The organism is Faecalibacterium sp. An58, from assembly GCF_002161515.1.
In the GTDB taxonomy this organism is placed as follows: domain Bacteria; phylum Bacillota; class Clostridia; order Oscillospirales; family Ruminococcaceae; genus Faecalibacterium; species Faecalibacterium avium.
Genome location: NZ_NFHX01000008.1, coordinates 49,786 through 65,130, shown reverse-complemented (window position 1 = coordinate 65,130; position 15,345 = coordinate 49,786). Strand labels below are relative to the sequence as shown.

General features: G+C 66.1%; 9 protein-coding genes. 3 read left to right on the top strand and 6 right to left on the bottom strand.

The annotated features are described in order from the left end of the window. Positions 1-223: 223 nt before the first annotated feature. Together B5G12_RS07345 and B5G12_RS07340 are read left to right on the top strand one after the other, a co-directional pair. A complete protein-coding gene (locus tag B5G12_RS07345) occupies positions 224-4,375 on the top strand; it encodes an EAL domain-containing protein (RefSeq protein ID WP_158099695.1) in 4,152 nt (1,383 codons plus the stop codon). Continuing rightward, positions 4,362-6,911, top strand: coding sequence for a chemotaxis protein CheB (locus B5G12_RS07340; RefSeq protein ID WP_158099694.1), 2,550 nt, complete (start codon positions 4,362-4,364; stop codon positions 6,909-6,911). Before B5G12_RS07345 ends, B5G12_RS07340 begins: the two co-directional genes overlap by 14 nt. A gap of 458 nt (positions 6,912-7,369) precedes the next feature. Here B5G12_RS07340 and B5G12_RS07335 read toward each other — a convergent pair whose 3' ends face one another. Continuing rightward, positions 7,370-8,602: a glycerate kinase type-2 family protein gene (locus tag B5G12_RS07335; RefSeq protein WP_087324445.1), complete on the bottom strand. Its 1,233-nt coding sequence runs from the start codon at positions 8,600-8,602 to the stop codon at positions 7,370-7,372. 197 nt (positions 8,603-8,799) lie between these two features. Between B5G12_RS07335 and B5G12_RS07330 the strand changes: the two genes are divergently transcribed. Continuing rightward, positions 8,800-10,251 carry a hypothetical protein gene (locus tag B5G12_RS07330; protein ID WP_087324444.1) on the top strand — a complete coding sequence of 484 codons (1,452 nt, stop codon included), beginning with the start codon at positions 8,800-8,802 and terminating at the stop codon, positions 10,249-10,251. A gap of 193 nt (positions 10,252-10,444) precedes the next feature. Here the strand turns inward: B5G12_RS07330 and B5G12_RS07325 are convergent, their stop codons facing one another. From B5G12_RS07325 to B5G12_RS07305, 5 genes are all read right to left on the bottom strand, one after another. Then, positions 10,445-10,651, bottom strand: coding sequence for a hypothetical protein (locus B5G12_RS07325; RefSeq protein ID WP_087228198.1), 207 nt, complete (start codon positions 10,649-10,651; stop codon positions 10,445-10,447). A 3-nt stretch (positions 10,652-10,654) separates the two neighbouring features. Further along, complete coding sequence (locus tag B5G12_RS07320) at positions 10,655-11,098, bottom strand: YunG family protein (RefSeq protein ID WP_087228199.1); 444 nt, start codon at positions 11,096-11,098, stop codon at positions 10,655-10,657. A gap of 79 nt (positions 11,099-11,177) precedes the next feature. Beyond that, positions 11,178-13,307, bottom strand: coding sequence for a M15 family metallopeptidase (locus B5G12_RS07315; protein ID WP_144064116.1), 2,130 nt, complete (start codon positions 13,305-13,307; stop codon positions 11,178-11,180). A 2-nt stretch (positions 13,308-13,309) separates the two neighbouring features. Further along, positions 13,310-13,924: a hypothetical protein gene (locus B5G12_RS07310; protein WP_087324442.1), complete on the bottom strand. Its 615-nt coding sequence runs from the start codon at positions 13,922-13,924 to the stop codon at positions 13,310-13,312. Between the two features lie 24 nt (positions 13,925-13,948). After that, complete coding sequence (locus B5G12_RS07305; RefSeq protein ID WP_087324441.1) at positions 13,949-15,337, bottom strand: alginate O-acetyltransferase AlgX-related protein; 1,389 nt, start codon at positions 15,335-15,337, stop codon at positions 13,949-13,951. Positions 15,338-15,345: the final 8 nt, after the last annotated feature.

Sequence of the window (15,345 nt, the reverse complement as noted above, 5' to 3'; positions counted from 1 at the left end):
CCTGCGGTCTTCCGCCCGGCGCAGCGCATCATTTATTTGTTTTTTGTATACACCTGTCCGCCTTTTTGTGCTATACTGATTTTATAGAAATGTCTTATCCATGTCCTGGGTTGCCGGCCGTTCCAGGCGGAGGGCGCCTGCACGTTTTTTCGATCCGCCAGGCCCTGTGTGCCATCGTTTTCCGTCTGCCGGGCATCGAAAGGAAAGAAGTGTTGTTTGTCTTATGGAAGATCCTGCTGTGACCACCGTCCCGCCGGAGGGACTGCCGCCTCAGTATGAGGAGCTGTTGCTCCGCGCCTCTTATGACGCGCTCTCTGGCCTGCTCAACCGCGGCGCCATGGAGCAGACCATCCATCAAAGGCTCGAGGAACTTGGCCCCGGGCATCCCTGCGCCCTTTTCATCGTGGACCTGGACGACTTCAAAAAAGTCAACGACACCCTGGGCCACCGGGCCGGGGATGAGGCCATCCGCCAGTCGGCCGCCATCCTCGCCAGCATCTTCCGCGTGCACGACATCATCGGGCGGCTGGGCGGCGATGAGTTCGCGGTCTTTCTGTCAGGGGACGGCCTGAACGAGCGGGTGCTGCTGCGCAAGGCCGCCCAGATCTGCGACCGGGTGCAGCTGTCCCTGGGGGACAACGGGACCGTCATCCTGACCGCCAGCGCCGGAGGGTGGATGGGGGACAGTTCCCAGAGCTTCGAGACCATGTACCAGGCCGCCGACCAGGCCCTCTACCGGGCCAAGGAGGCGGGCAAGCACCGCTATTGCCTCAAGTCCAACGAGAGCTACCAGTCGGGCGGGGAGGAAGCCCCCCGCCCCGTGGCCGCCATCCCCCTGAATATCCTGCTGGAATCGATGGCCACCGGGGTGGCGCTGGTGGAGATGGCCTCCCAGCCCCAGCTGATCTATGTCAGCCCCAGCTTCTGCCGCCTGGTGGGGGCGGACCCCGGCGCCTATTCCCTGCCCCTGCCTCTGTCGGCCCTGATCCATCCCGACGACCTGCACGGCCTCATCCAGGCCTTCCAGGAGGGGGTGCGCCTGGGCCAGCCGGCGGAACATACCCACCGCATCCAGTCGGCGGATGGGCGGCGGTGGCTGTGGTGCCACATCCGCGCCGTGCCCATCCCCTACGACAGGCCCCTCCCGGTGCTGCTGGTCACCGCCAGTGACGTATCGGCCTACAAGACCAGCCAGTTGCAGCTGGAGGAATCCAACCAGCGGCTGCGGGCAGCCTTCGACCAGGTGGCCCAGCAGCTGTGGGAGGTGGACCTTTCCACCCGGACCTTGACCCTGTACGGGCGCGGCTCCGGCAGCCCGGACCAGACCTTCCTCTTCCCCGACCAGATGGTGGAAAGCGGGCTGATCCATCCCCGCTCGGCAGAGCCGTTCCGCCGCTTTGCCCGGGAGCTGTTCACCGGCCAGGCCCAGGGCTTTGGCAATTTCATCCTGCGCAGCCATACCAACGAGTGCTTCCGCTGGACGTCCCTGTCCTACCAGATGATCTTCGACGAGATCGGCCACGCCGTCCGGGCCGTGGGCGTGGCGGAGGAGCTGCGCAATACCTTCAAGCGCCTCAACCCCTACCGCAATCCCAAGGGGGTGATCCCCGAGGTCATGCTGGCCAGCCTGGCGGCCGAGATGCGCCTGGACCTGACCCAGGACACCATCCTGGAACTGTGGATCGAGGGCAAGGACCTGACCGCCGACTACCAGCAGACCAGCTGCACCCAGCTGCTGCGGGCCATCAAGGAGCGCCTGTGCCGGGACAACAGCGTCAACGGGGAGGACGATTTCCCCGCCTGCTTCTCCCCCGCCCAGATGCGCGTCCTCTACCGGGAAGGGCGGCGGTGGCTGTCCGCCGCCTATATGCGCGCCGACGCCGGGGGCAACCTGCGCCGGGTGCGCCATGTGCTGCACCTGACCGAGGACGGCCGCACCCACCACATCCAGGCGGTCGCCTGCATTTTGCAGATGCAGCTGCCTCCCGCCTGGGAGCAGGCCGTGGCCGGCCAGAGCGGCGCCTGCGACCCTGTCACACGTCTGTATACCAAGCAGTCGATGCAGCACGCCATCCAGGCCATGGTCCAGGCGGGGGCTGCCCCCGAGGCGGCGGCTGTCTTTCAGATCATGGGGCTGGCCGTCCGCCCCGGGGAGGACCCCCTGCCCGCCCGGCAGGCCCGCAGCGGCATTGCGGCGGCCCTGTCGGCGGCGCTGGGCGGCAGCTGCCTGCTGGCGCAGTACGGACCAGACCAGATCCTGGCGCTGTTCCCCCAGCAGGCTTCCAGGGAGGACCTGCACCGCCGCTTTGAGGAGGCCTTTGCCTTTGTGCGGCTGGTGGTCAACGAGGGCACCCCGCTGGGCCGGCTGCGCTTTGTGGCGGGCATCGCCCTGCGCACCGAGGACAAAACCGACTGCGACGGCCTGATCAGCCGGGCCCTCTACGCCTGCAGCCTGTGCTGGAACGCGCCGGTGGACATGGCCGTCTTTGCACAGGAGAAGGAGGACCACAGCTGGACCCAGCTGCAGGAGGCCGGCCGGTCGGACGACCAGGTCTCGGTGGGGCCTGGAGAGCCGGGCCGTCCCCTCTCGGAGGGGGAAAAGGATGTGGCGTTCAGCTGTATGTCCGCCATGCTGAACGCAGGCTCCCTGGAGGCTTCCATCCACGGGGTGCTGCAGAATCTGGGCACCTATTACCAGGCCGACCGGGTCTACATCCTCACCCTGGCCCAGGACAGCCGGGTGGTGGCCATGCCCTATGAGTGGATCAGCCCCAGCAAATACAGCATCCAGCAGACGGTGTCGGGGATGCAGCTGAGCCGCTTCCCGCTGCTGGAGCGCTGCGTCCGGGAGCAGGCCCCCGTCTTTCTCACCCGGCGGCTGGCCGCCTCGGTGCAGGGCGCGGGCCAGCCCGACCCGCCCGGCCAGTGGCACTTTGCCGCCTTTCCCCTCATCCGGGGCCAGCAGGTGGACGGTTTCCTGTGCATCGAGAACGCCCGCCAGTACCCCGCCGACGCCGCCCTGTCCAGCATCCTGATCCCCTATGTGCTGCGGGAACCCGACCGCTTCAAGCGCAGCGGAGGCATCTCGGGGGACGTGGGCCAGCTGATGGGGATGCCCGACCTGCGCGCCTACATGGGCACCATCTACTCCGTCCATTCCGGCCATTATGTCTCGCTGGGGGCGGTCTGCCTGGATATCCCGGGCCTGGCGGCCATCAACGGCACCATGGGGTTTGAATACGGCAGCAAGATGCTGTGGTATGCCTCCAAGTCTCTCACCGATGTGTTCGGGCCCTCGATGCTGTTCCGCACCGGAGAGGCGGAATTTGTGGCCCTGCTGCCCAACACCACCCGCCAGGTCTTTCTGGGCCGGTGCGGGCGGCTGCGCTCCATCCTGCAGCGGCGTTATCCCCGGGACATCCGGATGGGCTGCGCCTGGGCCGACAAGGACTTCACCGGCAAAAAGCTGGTGGAGGTGGCCCGGCAGAACATGGCCCTGGAGCCGGCCCACGCCCTCGAGCCCCCCGCCCTGCAGCTCCAGCAGACGGGTCCGACCCTTTTGACCCTGGCCGGCAGCTACCAGGCGACGGTCTATTACCAGCCCAAGGTGGACCTGTACACAGGCCGGCTGGTGGGGGCCGAGGCCCTGGTGCGCGGCATCGACCGCAGCGGCAAGGTGGCCTCCCCTTCCTCCCTCCTCCCCGAGCTGGAGGAAAACGGCGGCATCCGGGAGCTGGACCTGTTCGTGCTCAACGAGGCGCTGCGCCAGGTCGATCGGTGGCGGCAGGCCGGTTTCGGCGTCCTGCCGGTGTCGGTCAATTTCTCCCGGGTGACGCTGCGCTCGGGTTCCATCCTGGCCTCCATCCTGGCCCTTCAGAGCCGCTATCCCCAGCTGCCCGCCGCCGCCCTGGAGCTGGAGCTGACCGAGCAGGCGGACGTTTTGCAGACCGCCCAGATCCGGGAGCTCATCGAGCGGTTCCGCTCCTACGGGCTGCGGGTCAGTCTGGATGACTTCGGGGCCCGGTATGCCAACCTCTCCCTGTTCACCAGCGTGTCCTTTGACACCATCAAGCTGGACCGCAGCCTGACCATCCAGCTGCCCGAAAACCCCATCAGCCGGATGCTGGTGCGGGACATCGTCCAGATGTGCCAGGCCCGCCGGATGACCTGTCTGGCCGAGGGTGTGGAGACCCCCGAACAGATCGCCGCCCTGCTGGACGCCGGGTGCAGCTACGCCCAGGGCTATTATTACGACCCGCCCCTGCCCGCGGCGGAATTTGAAGAAAAATACCTGCGGCCCCATGGCGGCCCGTCCCCGTCCGACCGCACCCAGGACTTTACAAGGCAAGAAGGAGAAAAAAATGAGCAATCCTGACGACACCCGCATCCCCGCCACCATCATCGGCATCGGCGCGTCCGCCGGCGGGCTGGAGGCCCTGCAGCAGTTCTTCGACTATATGCCGGCCGACAGCGGGCTGGGCTTTGTGGTGATCCAGCACCTCTCCCCCGATTACAAGAGCCTGATGGCGGACATCCTTGCCAAGCACACCGAAATGCCGGTGCGGCAGGCCGAGGACGGCATGCCCGTCCGGCCCGACCATGTCTATCTGATCCCGCCCAAAAAGAATCTGACCATCCAGAGCGGCCGGCTGGTGCTGTCCGACTACGACCCCAGCGCCCTCAACCACCCCATCGACCTGTTTTTCAGTTCCCTGGCGGAGGAGAAGAAGGAGCACGCCATCGTGGTGGTGCTGTCGGGCACCGGCACCGACGGCACCAACGGGGTCAAGGCGGTGAAGGAGCGCGGGGGCCTGGTCATTGCGCAGGCGCCCGAGAGCGCCAAATTCGACGGGATGCCCCGCAGCGCCATCAGCACCGGCCTGGCCGATTTCATCCTGTCCCCCCAGGAGATCGCGGAGGAGATCCTCAACTTTTCCCTGACGCCAGCTCTGCTGCGCCGCCCGGGAGACGCGGCCCTGTCGGAGGAGGATGAGCTGTTCTCGGAGGAGGAGACCCTCTCCCACATCTACGCCATCCTCAAAAACGCCAGCGGCATCGACTTCACCTATTACAAGCGCTCCACCATCCTGCGTCGGATCGAGCGGCGGATGCTGGTGACCCACACCGCCACCCTGGCCGATTTTGCGCGGCTCCTGGGGGACTCGGCCGACGAGGTGCACACTTTGGTGAAGGAGATCCTCATCGGCGTGACCAACTTTTTCCGGGACCCCGCCTTTTTTGAAAAGCTCAAGTACAACGCCATCTACAAGATCGTGGAGCGGGCCGCCGAGGATGAACCCATCCGTGTATGGAGCGCAGGCTGCTCCACCGGCGAGGAAGCCTATTCCATCGCCATCCTGTTCCGGGAAGTGATGGAGGAGATGCAGGTCAGCCGGGATATCAAGATCTTCGCCACCGACGTGGACAGCCGGGCCATCGAGCAGGCGGGCCGCGGGCTGTTTTCGGAGAACATCATCGACGACGTCACCCCGGACCGGCTGGCCAAATTCTTCATCAAGCAGAATGACCAGTACCAGATCTGCAAGGAAGTGCGCCGGATGATCGTTTTTGCCACCCACAACATCTTTTCCGACCCGCCCTTCGGCAAGCTGGACCTGATCAGCTGCCGCAACGTGATGATCTATTTCCAGCCGGTGCTGCGGCGGGGCCTGTTCGCCATCTTCCATCAGGCGCTCAAGAACAACGGCTATCTGTTTTTGGGCAAGAGCGAGACGGCGGGCGAGTACATCAACCTGTTCAAACCGGTGTGCAGCACCGAGAAGATCTACATCCACAAGAGCGAGGGCAAGGTGGAGGACCTGACCCCGCCCGCCTTCAACATCCCCAACATCCAGGCCATCTCCCCGCTGGGCAGCCGCCAGAGCGGCGCCCATCCGGAGCCTGCCGGGGCCGAGGCGCTCTACACCCATTTCCTGGAGCAGTTCATGCCCGCCTCGGTCATCCTGAACCAGGACGACAGCGTCCTGCACTTCTTCGGCAATTACGGCGATTACCTCACCCTGGCCCCCGGCAAGGCCACCCTCAATTTCTTCTCGATGCTCCACAAGGATCTTAACCTGGCGGCCGCCACCGCCGTCAGCCGCTGCCGCACCGAGCGCAAGGCCGTCACCTATACCGGCATCGCGGTGGACTGCCCCTCGGGCCGCAAGGTGGTGGACCTGAGCGTCCAGCCCATCCCTTCCGAGGACGAGGACAGCGCCCCGCTGCTGGCCGTCCTGTTTTTGGAGAACCGGCCCGCCGCCATGAACGGCACGGTGGAAAAATACGATCTGGACGCCACCGCCGCCCGCCGCATCGCCGAGCTGGAGCACGAGTTCTCGGTCTCCCAGAGCGACCTGCGCGCCACCATCCAGCGGCTGGAGACGGTGAACGGCGAGCTGCAGGCCGCCAATGAGGAACTGCTGACCGCCAACGAGGAATTGCAGAGCTCCACCGAGGAATTGCAGTCGGTGAACGAGGAGCTGTACACCGTCAACACCGAGCATCAGCTCAAGCTGGACGAGCTGACCATGATGACCAACGACCTGTCCAACTTCCTGTCCTCCACCATGATCGGCATTCTGTTTGTGGACAGCAACCTGAACATCCGCAAGTTCACCGAGTACGTGGGGCGGGAGTTCCAGCTGATGGATCACGACATCGGCCGTTCGATCCAGATCTTTGCCCACAGCTTCCCGAGCGAGGCCATTGAGGCCGACTGCCGCGCGGTGCTGAAAGACCTGATCTCGATCGACCGGGAGGTCACCGCCATGAACGGCCGGTTCTACACCCTGCGCATCGCCCCCTACCGCACCACCGAGAACAGCATCCGGGGGCTGGTCATCACCATCATCGACAGCCTGGGCGCCTCCCCTGCCCAGAGCCAGCCCAAACAGCCCGCCACCGTCTGACCCGGCAGGCAAAAAGAAAGACCGCTGCACGGCTGTGCGGCGGTTTTTGCCTGTTTGGGAAGGTATACCTTTCCAATTTGCGGACAAATCGTCCCGTTTGCGGTAAAACGCTTGAATGACGGCGCTTTTTCCTGTATACTAAGTTTGCAAAAATCGGAAAACAAACCCTTTCATTTTGTATACTTTTATAGTGCTGTTGCCCCAGAGATTGGAGAGGATGCATTTGAGGGCGTCATTTTTGACACTGATCCACCTAACGAGCTCACCATTCATTGCCCTGAAGGTATCAGTACTACGCTCCGGGAAGAGTTAACACAAAGCGAAAGTTTTACAGAATCTGATTTTACTAATGGCAAGGTAGTTATTAAAGGCGACCTCACCCCCCCTCACCTACCTCCTCGGCCTCTGACCCACACAAAAAAGCCCTGCCCTTGCAAAAGGGGCGGGGCCTTTGTGTTTTATCCGTCGATGAGGAGGGCGGAGAGGTCGTTGACGTTGGTGCCGGTGGGGCCGGTGTAGAGCAGGCCGTCCACCGCCTGTAAGGCGTGGTATGCGTCGTTGTCCCGGAGGGCGGCGTCCACCTGCCAGCCCTGCGCGGCCAGCGCCGCCAGGGTGGAGCCGTCCGCATAGCCGCCGGCGGCGTCGGTGGGGCCGTCGGTGCCGTCCGACCCCACGCTGAATACGGCCGCCCGCAGCCCGGCCAGCCCGGGCGCGGCCGCCAGCGCGATCTCCTGATTGCGGCCTCCCAGGCCATGGCCGGTCAGATGCACCACCGTCTCCCCGCCGGCCAGAAAAGCCAGCCGCTTGCCCTGCCCGGCGTGGGTGCGGGCCATGGCCCCCAGGAACCGTCCCGCCTCCCGGGCCTCGCAGGAGAGGCAGTCGGTGAGCAGGACCGGCTGATACCCCCGGGCCTCACAGGCCGAGGCGGCGGCCCGGCACAGCTGCCGCACGCTGCCGGTGATGCAGGTGGTGACGTTGTCCAGGGACTTGGGGGTCTCCCGGGCCAGCAGGGCCCGGGCCTGGGGCGAAAGGCGCAGCGCATACTTTGCGGCGATGGCCGCGGCCTCGGCGCAGGTGGAGCGGTCGGGACAGGCCGGCCCCGAGGCGATCATGTCCAGAGGGTCGCCCAAAATATCGCTGAGCACCACGCTGAACACCCGGGCTGGGGCGCAGGCCAGCGCGAACCGCCCGCCCTTGACGGCGGACAGACGCTTGCGGATGGTGTTGATCTCCACGATATCCGCCCCGCAGGCCAGAAGCTGCCGGGTGATATCCTGCAGCTGGCCGGCGGGCAGAAGGGGCTGTTCCAGCAGGGCGCTGCCCCCGCCCGAAAGCAAAAACAGCACCCGGTCCCGGGCCGCAAGGCCCTGCACCAGCGCCAGCGCCCGCCGGGTGGCGTCAAAGCCGGCCTGGTCGGGCACGGGGTGCCCCGCCTCACAGCAGACCACCCCGGGCAGTTCCCCCCTGACATGGCCGTACTTGGTAATGACGATGCCCGCATCCACATGGCCCAGACAGTCCAGGGCGGCGCGGGCCATCTGCCAGGCGGCCTTGCCTGCGGCCACCAGCACCACCCGGCCGCCGCCGGGGTCGAACCGCTCCAATGCCCGAGCCACCGCCGCATCGGGCAGGACCGCCTCGATACCGGCCCGGACGATGGCGTCGGCTGTCTTTCGCAGCGATCGATCCATATCCCAAACCTCCTCCTTCCGATCCGCCTCTATCGTAACACAAACGGGCGGGGTCGTCCGGCCTTTTTTGTGATTTTTTTGTGAAAAACCGCCCCTCCCGCTTTTTTTGCGCAGTTTATCCAAAACCTCTTGCATTTCGAGCCCTGTTCCTGTACCATAGAGACAGATACGCCCCAAAACCAAGAGGAGGAATCCGTATGACCGTACTGGAGCAGTGCCAGGCGTGGCACGAACAAGACAAACACAACGCCATCGTCAACACCCTGGAAGCCCTGCCGGACAGCCAGCGCACCGCTGAGACCGACATGGAGCTGGCCCGGGCCTACAACAACCTGGCCGACCCGGGCAAGGTCAATGCGCGCGACCTGCTGTGGCGGGCCATCCACCGGATGGAGCCCCACCGCAGCCAGCTGCAGGATACGTACAGCTGGAATTTCCGGATGGGCTACGCCTACTACTACCTCGACATGGGGGACGCGGCGCGGCCGTACCTCGAACGGGCTTTGGCCCTGCATCCCGGGGACGACCCCAGCGTCAACACCGTCAGCGAGCTGCGGGAGATGATCGACGGCTGCGTCACCCCGCCTCCCCCGCAGCTGGACCCCGACACCGGCTCCATCCTGACCCGGGAGGACATCGACTTTTTGCGGTCCTGCCATGAAGGAACCTACGGCTATTTCTACAAGATGCTGCACCACCTGTACGAGTTGATCCAGCGCGGGATCGAGGAAGGCCGCTTTACCGAAGTGCAGGCCCGGCAGGATCTCCAGCTGGCCCTTTGGTTCTGCTATGCGTGCAACAACACCGACACCTATGAATATTACTACCAGGCCGCCATGTGGATGCCCGACTCGGAGGCTGCGGCCGACGCCGCCGGCTGCGGGATGTGGTACTACCGCTATGCCTGTGCGCTGGTCTACTGCGGCCGGCTGTCGGAGGCCCGCCGCTATGCCGAGACAGGCGCCCTGAAAGACCCCGGCTATCCCTGGACCTGGCTGCTTTTGGGCAAGCTGCGGGCGCACGACGGCTGCAAGACGCAGGCCCTGGAAGCGGTGCAGAAGGGTCTGGCCCTGGTGCCCGGGGACTACGAATTCCTGACCTTGCAGCAGGAGATCCTGGCCGGGGCCAGCCTGGAACAGATGGAGTACCACTGGATCGATCCCACCGCGGACGGCGATCTGCAGGACGGCCAGGGCCCGCAGGAGGACGCGGACGAGAAGATGCGCGTCATCTCCTGCATCGTCACCGACCCCAAGCGGCTGCGGCAGTTCTATAAACTGTTCCGCTGCCAGCCCACCGACTATGAGCGCAACTGCCCTTACTGCACCCTGCACTATAAGGTGCGGCGGAAGTATCCGGTGGACCTGGTGTTCCGGATGAACGAGGCGGCCATTTCCAAGATCGACCCCGACTGGCTGCGCCTCCAGAAGGAGCGCCTGGACGATGGCCGCTGGCTGACCCGCCGCGCCCGGCTGGACGTCACCGGCACGCTGGACACCGTCCTGATCGATCTGGGCCGGACCGTCAGCCTGATCTACAAGGTGGACGGCGCAGAGGACCAGTTCTTCCAGGTGTGGCTGGACAGCGACGGCAACCTGACTTCTCCCCCCGACAGCGGCGAGGAGGACGGCGCAGACGATGAAGCATGACATTGGCCCGCAGCGTTTTGGGAGGCCCCCATGGACTACACAAAAGAACAGCTGACCGAAGCCCGGCTGGCCGCAGCCCGGCTAGCCGCAGACTGACCAGACAGCACAAAACCCCCGCCTGGAGCGTGCGCTGTGCTCCGAGCGGGGGCCTTTTCTTTTTCCGGCGCCGCACGCCGGAGAGGAAACGCTTCTCTTACGGCCGGCCGGAGCCGTCCAGCAGGCCGTATTGCTGATACCACCCAAAGATCTGGTTGTATACCAGGCGGTTGCCCAGGTACTGGCGGTAGGTGGCCGACTTCTCTTTGCCGGCCGCCTTCAGCTTTTCCATCTGTTCTTTCTCATAGGCGGCCTGTTTCTGCAGGCCGGCCAGCATGGCTTCAAAGGCTTCCAGACGGTCCATGGTTCAGCCCTCCCCGCCGCATTCTTCCCGCAGGCGCCGGCACAGCAGCAGATAGCGCTGGTGCTTTTCCTCTTTGGCAAAATGCACCTGCCGGGACTGCTCCGGGTTGCCCTCGTAGCACAGCTTCTCGCCGCCGAACTGCTCGCTGGTCAGGTCAAAGACATGGCCGTCCACCACATTGTAGCAGTGGTAGTTGCCGTCGGGGCGGCGGATGCCATACACCTGCCCGCCGAAGATGTCCTGCGCCAGAAAGGCCGTGATGGAGCACTGGCCCAGGGTGGGATTCGCCGGCGACCAGCCGTCCCGCAGCCGGGGCGCACAGGTCTCGGCGCACCAGATCCCACGCAGCTTGTCGTAGAGGTCCCGCGGGGTGCGGATGCCCGGGTACGCCCCGCCGGCCGCAGGCACATCCGCCTGCTGCCACCCATAAAAGTGATATTCCTGCATCGGTATTGCCTCCTTTTGCACGAAACGGTCTTTGCCCATCAGTATACCACAAATCGCCGCGCCGTGCCATGGCCCATGTTCAGTTCCCGCCGTCGGTATCGGCGGCCGGACCGGACAGCCGGCTACCGTCGCTGCCGCAGTAATACCAGCCCTCCAGGTCCCGGCGCCAGCCCTCCAGGCTGACCCCCTTTTCCTGGTACACTTCCAGGCCCAGCGCGTCCCGGGTGTCGTCGTCCTGGAAATGCCACCACTCGCTGGTCAGGGGCGCAAAGCCCGCCCCCATCATATAATCCGCCAGCAGCTCGGCGGCTTGGTTGTTCCGGGCCAGCACCGCGTAGCAGCTCAGATCGTGCATGGCGGTCTGCATTTGCAGCTCTTCCCCGGTGTCCGCATCCACCAGCGTCAGATCCATGGCAATGCCCAGATTGTGGGTGGAGCCGTTCCGCGCCAGGAAGCTGCCCAGATGGTAGCGCCCGCCGGTCATCAGCTGGTAATAGGTCAGGTAGCTCTCGGGCTGCGGGGGCGTTTCGGCGGGGGCGTCGGGCTGCGGCGCAGCTTCCTCCGGCACGGGCGGCGGCACGGCCTCGCTGGACGCAGCCGCCTCCGAGGAGGCCGCCTCGCTGCCGGCGGACGTCTCGCCGCCCACGGCCCAGTCCAGCAGCCAGCCGTTGGTCGCATCGGACGGCGCAGGCGCGGCGCTGTCCGCCCCGGCCGGGTCTGCCTCCTGCCCGGCCAGCAGTTCATGCAGCAGCGGGATGCCCTCGGGCAGGTCGTCCACAGGCTGGCCGGTGTAGGTCTGCTCGGGGATGGGGTCCTGCAGGTGCTCGCCGGTGATGCGGTAGAGCTCCAGGGTGGCCTGCCGCGGCCGGTAGGCATCGTAGATCTTGAGCCGGTAGCCGTCCTCCAGCGCCGCCTGGGCGGCCTGGGCCAGCTTCTGCGCCGAAGGGTAGAGCAGAGGCGCCAGGTACTCCCCCTGCGCCAGGCAGACGTTTTCATACCCCACGATCACGGTGCCGGTGATCTCGGGGATGCCGTAGCCGTGGACCATATACCGGGAGTCATAACTGTTCGTGATATCGTACAAGCACAATTCCCCGATGTAATCCGGCAGATTGATGAGGCAGAGATCGGCGTCGATGTAGCCCTCCCCTTCCGGGGTGCGGACCCGGAACAGGCCCTCCGTTTCCTCCAGCACGCAGCAGGCACAGACAGCCGGCAAAGTGCCCATCACCTGCTGGCGGCCGGTATCGGCGTACACCTCCAGGTCCTGGATGGGCCACACGGTGGCGTAGAGGGTGGAAAGGCCGGTGGTCAGCCGGATGGGCTCGGACCGGGACGCCGCCCCCTCCGCCACCACGCGCAGGCTGTAATCGGTGCCGCTGCGCAGCTTGACCTGGCAGCTGGGCTGTTCGGCGGGCTGCACCCGGGCCAGGTCGGTCCACTGCCGGGTCTGGCCGGTCTGGTATTGCAGGATGTAGCCGCTGCCCTTGGCCTCGTTCCAGCGGAAGGTGTAGCAGTTGTCCTCCTGCTGGACGGCGTTCAGGTGGATCTCGGTGCCCAGGAAGTCCTCCCGCACAAAGGTGTGCGGCGCAGACACGGAGCAGCAGAACAGGATATCCCCCTGCAGGCGGCCCAGGCTGCCGGCAAACTGGATCTGCTGACCATAGGCGGGCAGGGGCATCTGCCCCTCCTGTCCCAGATACATGGTATAGGTGGGCATCGGACGTTCCATGACCGTGCCGTCCTCGCCCAGACGGTAGAGCAGATAGCGGTCGGCCCCCTCGCCCTGCCAGGCAAAGTCGATGGCGCAGGCGTCGTCGTTTGCCCTGGCCTCAAAGCCGGTCAGGCTGGGCCAGGGGATGGCGCCGGCGTCCTCCACCTGCCAGGTGCGGGCCGCGCCCCGGCCCCGGGCGTTCAGCGGCCGGATGCGGATGCGCACCCGCCCGTCCTGCACGGCGGGCAGGGTGCAGCCGGGCTGGTCCACCGTCTGTTCCAGCAGGGTCTGGCCCTGGCTTTCCGCCTGGACCTGGTAGCGTTCGGCCCCCTGCACCTGGGGCCAGGCCAGCCGCCAGCCGTCCTCCTGGCGTGTTACGGTGAGCTGGGCGTCCGGGTCAAAGCGGGGCCTGCCCCGGTGCAGCAACAGCGCTCCTGCCGCCGCGATGAGCACCGCCAGCAGCAGGAGCAGCCACCGTTTGCGTTTGCCCCGCATGATCAAAAGACGTCTTCCACCCGCTCGGAGCCGTCGGTGCCCCGATAGGTGTAGACGGTGAAGCCGTCATAATACCAGATGCCGTCCTCCCCGTCTCCGATGCAGCTGGAGGCGTACTCGGTGGAGTTGGGCTGGCCGATGGCAGCCGCCAGTTCGGCGGCGCTGCGGCCCACATAGCTCAGGGCGGTCTGCTTGGGGTCCGCCGCCGGGACGGAAGCCGCCGGGGCAGGGGCCGGAGCGGCCTCGCTCGGAGCGGAAGCCGCCGGGGCGGGAGCCGGTTCTGCTTCGGACGAAGATGCGGCGCTCTCGGCTGCCGGTTCTGCCTCGGACGAAGGAGCGGCGCTCTCGGCTGCCGGCTCCGCTTCGGACGAAGGTGCGGCGCTCTCGGCTGCCGGCTCCGCTTCGGACGAAGGTGCGGCGCTCTCGGCTGCCGGTTCCGCTTCGGACGAAGATGCGTCGTTCTCGGCCGCCGGCTCCGCCTCGGACGAAGGCGCGGCGGACACAGCCGAAGGGGCGGCGCTCGGGGCCGGGGAGGCCGCAGTGCCGGCGGCTCCTCCGCAGGCGCTGAGGGCGCAGGCCAGGATCAGGACTGCGGCGATGGGATTGCGTTTGCGCATGGTTTTGGTTTCCTTTCTGTCTTGCTATCGTGTGAGATCCAGGGGGGCGGCCTGCCAGACGCCGCCGGCCCGGACGGCCAGTTCCAGCCTGCCGTCCGCTGCAGCGGCGGGCAGATAGAGGGTGAAGGGCTCCTCCCCTTCCCCGGCGGGGGTGGCCTCGTAGACCAGGCCGTCGGCTCCCTGGAGATAGATGGGGCTGTCGGGGTCGAGGCCCGGGCACCGGATGCTGCCGGTCACCTCGACATAGCCCTCCAGGCCGGCGGCCTCGGTACAGACGGCGGATGCGGCAAAGTCCCCCGGCTGCCAGCTCTGGTCCACCTGCCGCACCGGGGCGGGCATCAGGGTAGGACGCTCCACCAGCCAGCGCAGGTTGCGCTCCACCAGCTCGATTGCCAGGGTGTCGGCCTGTTCCCGTTCCAGATAGGTCAGGTTGTAGGGCATGGCCCGGGAGATGCAGGCCGCGCCATAGCGCTGCGCCAGGAAGGGATACAGCGCATTGCCGAAGGAATCCCGGAACAGCAGCAGGCTGCCGCCGGCATCGGGGTTCTGGGTGCGGATGGTGATATCCTCCGCCGAGCGCAGGCCGTTGGGATAGGTGAAGGTAAATTCCTTTTCAAAGACGGCGTCCGGCTCCAGCTCGGTCCCGGCCGGATAGGCCATGGCATACAGGTCCCCCAGGTGGGACGGCTGGAGGCTGTACCCGCCCCTGTCATCCTCCGGACCCCGGCCCAGCGCATCGGCCAGGGCGTCGGCTGCCAGGGCCGCGCCGAGGTTATTCCAGTGGCTGTCCCAGGCAAAGTAGAGCTGGGTCTGCCCGGCCTCCTGCCGCAGCACCGAAAACAGGTCCACATAGGCCACCCCCTGCTGCCGCAGGCAGTCCGCCAGACGGCTGGCGTTGCCGGGAGAGGCAGCGGGGCGGTAGCGCGCGGGCATATACTGGGGATAGATGCTGTTCTTGTTGGGCGCGATGGTGAACACAAAGTCCACCCCCTGCCCCTGGCAGTATTCCTGGATGAGGGCCAGGGCGCGGGCTGCGGCCCAGCACTGGCGCGGGGTCAGCTGGGCGGTGCCCTGGTAGTCGGGGAGGGTCTCGGCGTAGTACAGCCAGCCCTCGCGGCCCAGCACCACGTCCTCCCCGGGCAGGGTGCCGAACACCCCGCTGCACAGCCGGGCATAGAGGGTGGCAAACGAATGCCGGAAGGCGATGTGGTCGGCCAGGTAGTCCGAGACTTCGCTCAGATACGCCCGGTTCCAGCCGCCGTCGGCGGTGTGGAGCTGGGGCCACAGGGCCAGCTGCTCGTTGCCCACAGCCCGGGTGGTGGGCGCCGCCAGCATCCCGGCGCTGGGCAGGATGCTGAGCGCCAGAAACAGGCCGATGAAGGCCGCAAGGCCCGGCTTTGCACTGCGTTTCATGGGGCGCC

Bases quoted from the DNA above. Each gene is read 5' to 3' on its own strand.
- B5G12_RS07335 (WP_087324445.1), bottom strand. From the start codon at position 8,602: ATGGATCGATCGCTGCGAAAGACAGCCGACGCCATCGTCCGGGCCGGT.
- B5G12_RS07325 (WP_087228198.1), bottom strand. From the start codon at position 10,651: ATGGACCGTCTGGAAGCCTTTGAAGCCATGCTGGCCGGCCTGCAGAAA.
- B5G12_RS07305 (WP_087324441.1), bottom strand. From the start codon at position 15,337: ATGAAACGCAGTGCAAAGCCGGGCCTTGCGGCCTTCATCGGCCTGTTT.
- B5G12_RS07310 (WP_087324442.1), bottom strand. From the start codon at position 13,924: ATGCGCAAACGCAATCCCATCGCCGCAGTCCTGATCCTGGCCTGCGCC.
- B5G12_RS07330 (WP_087324444.1), top strand. From the start codon at position 8,800: ATGACCGTACTGGAGCAGTGCCAGGCGTGGCACGAACAAGACAAACAC.
- B5G12_RS07315 (WP_144064116.1), bottom strand. From the start codon at position 13,307: ATGCGGGGCAAACGCAAACGGTGGCTGCTCCTGCTGCTGGCGGTGCTC.
- B5G12_RS07320 (WP_087228199.1), bottom strand. From the start codon at position 11,098: ATGCAGGAATATCACTTTTATGGGTGGCAGCAGGCGGATGTGCCTGCG.
- B5G12_RS07340 (WP_158099694.1), top strand. From the start codon at position 4,362: ATGAGCAATCCTGACGACACCCGCATCCCCGCCACCATCATCGGCATC.
- B5G12_RS07345 (WP_158099695.1), top strand. From the start codon at position 224: ATGGAAGATCCTGCTGTGACCACCGTCCCGCCGGAGGGACTGCCGCCT.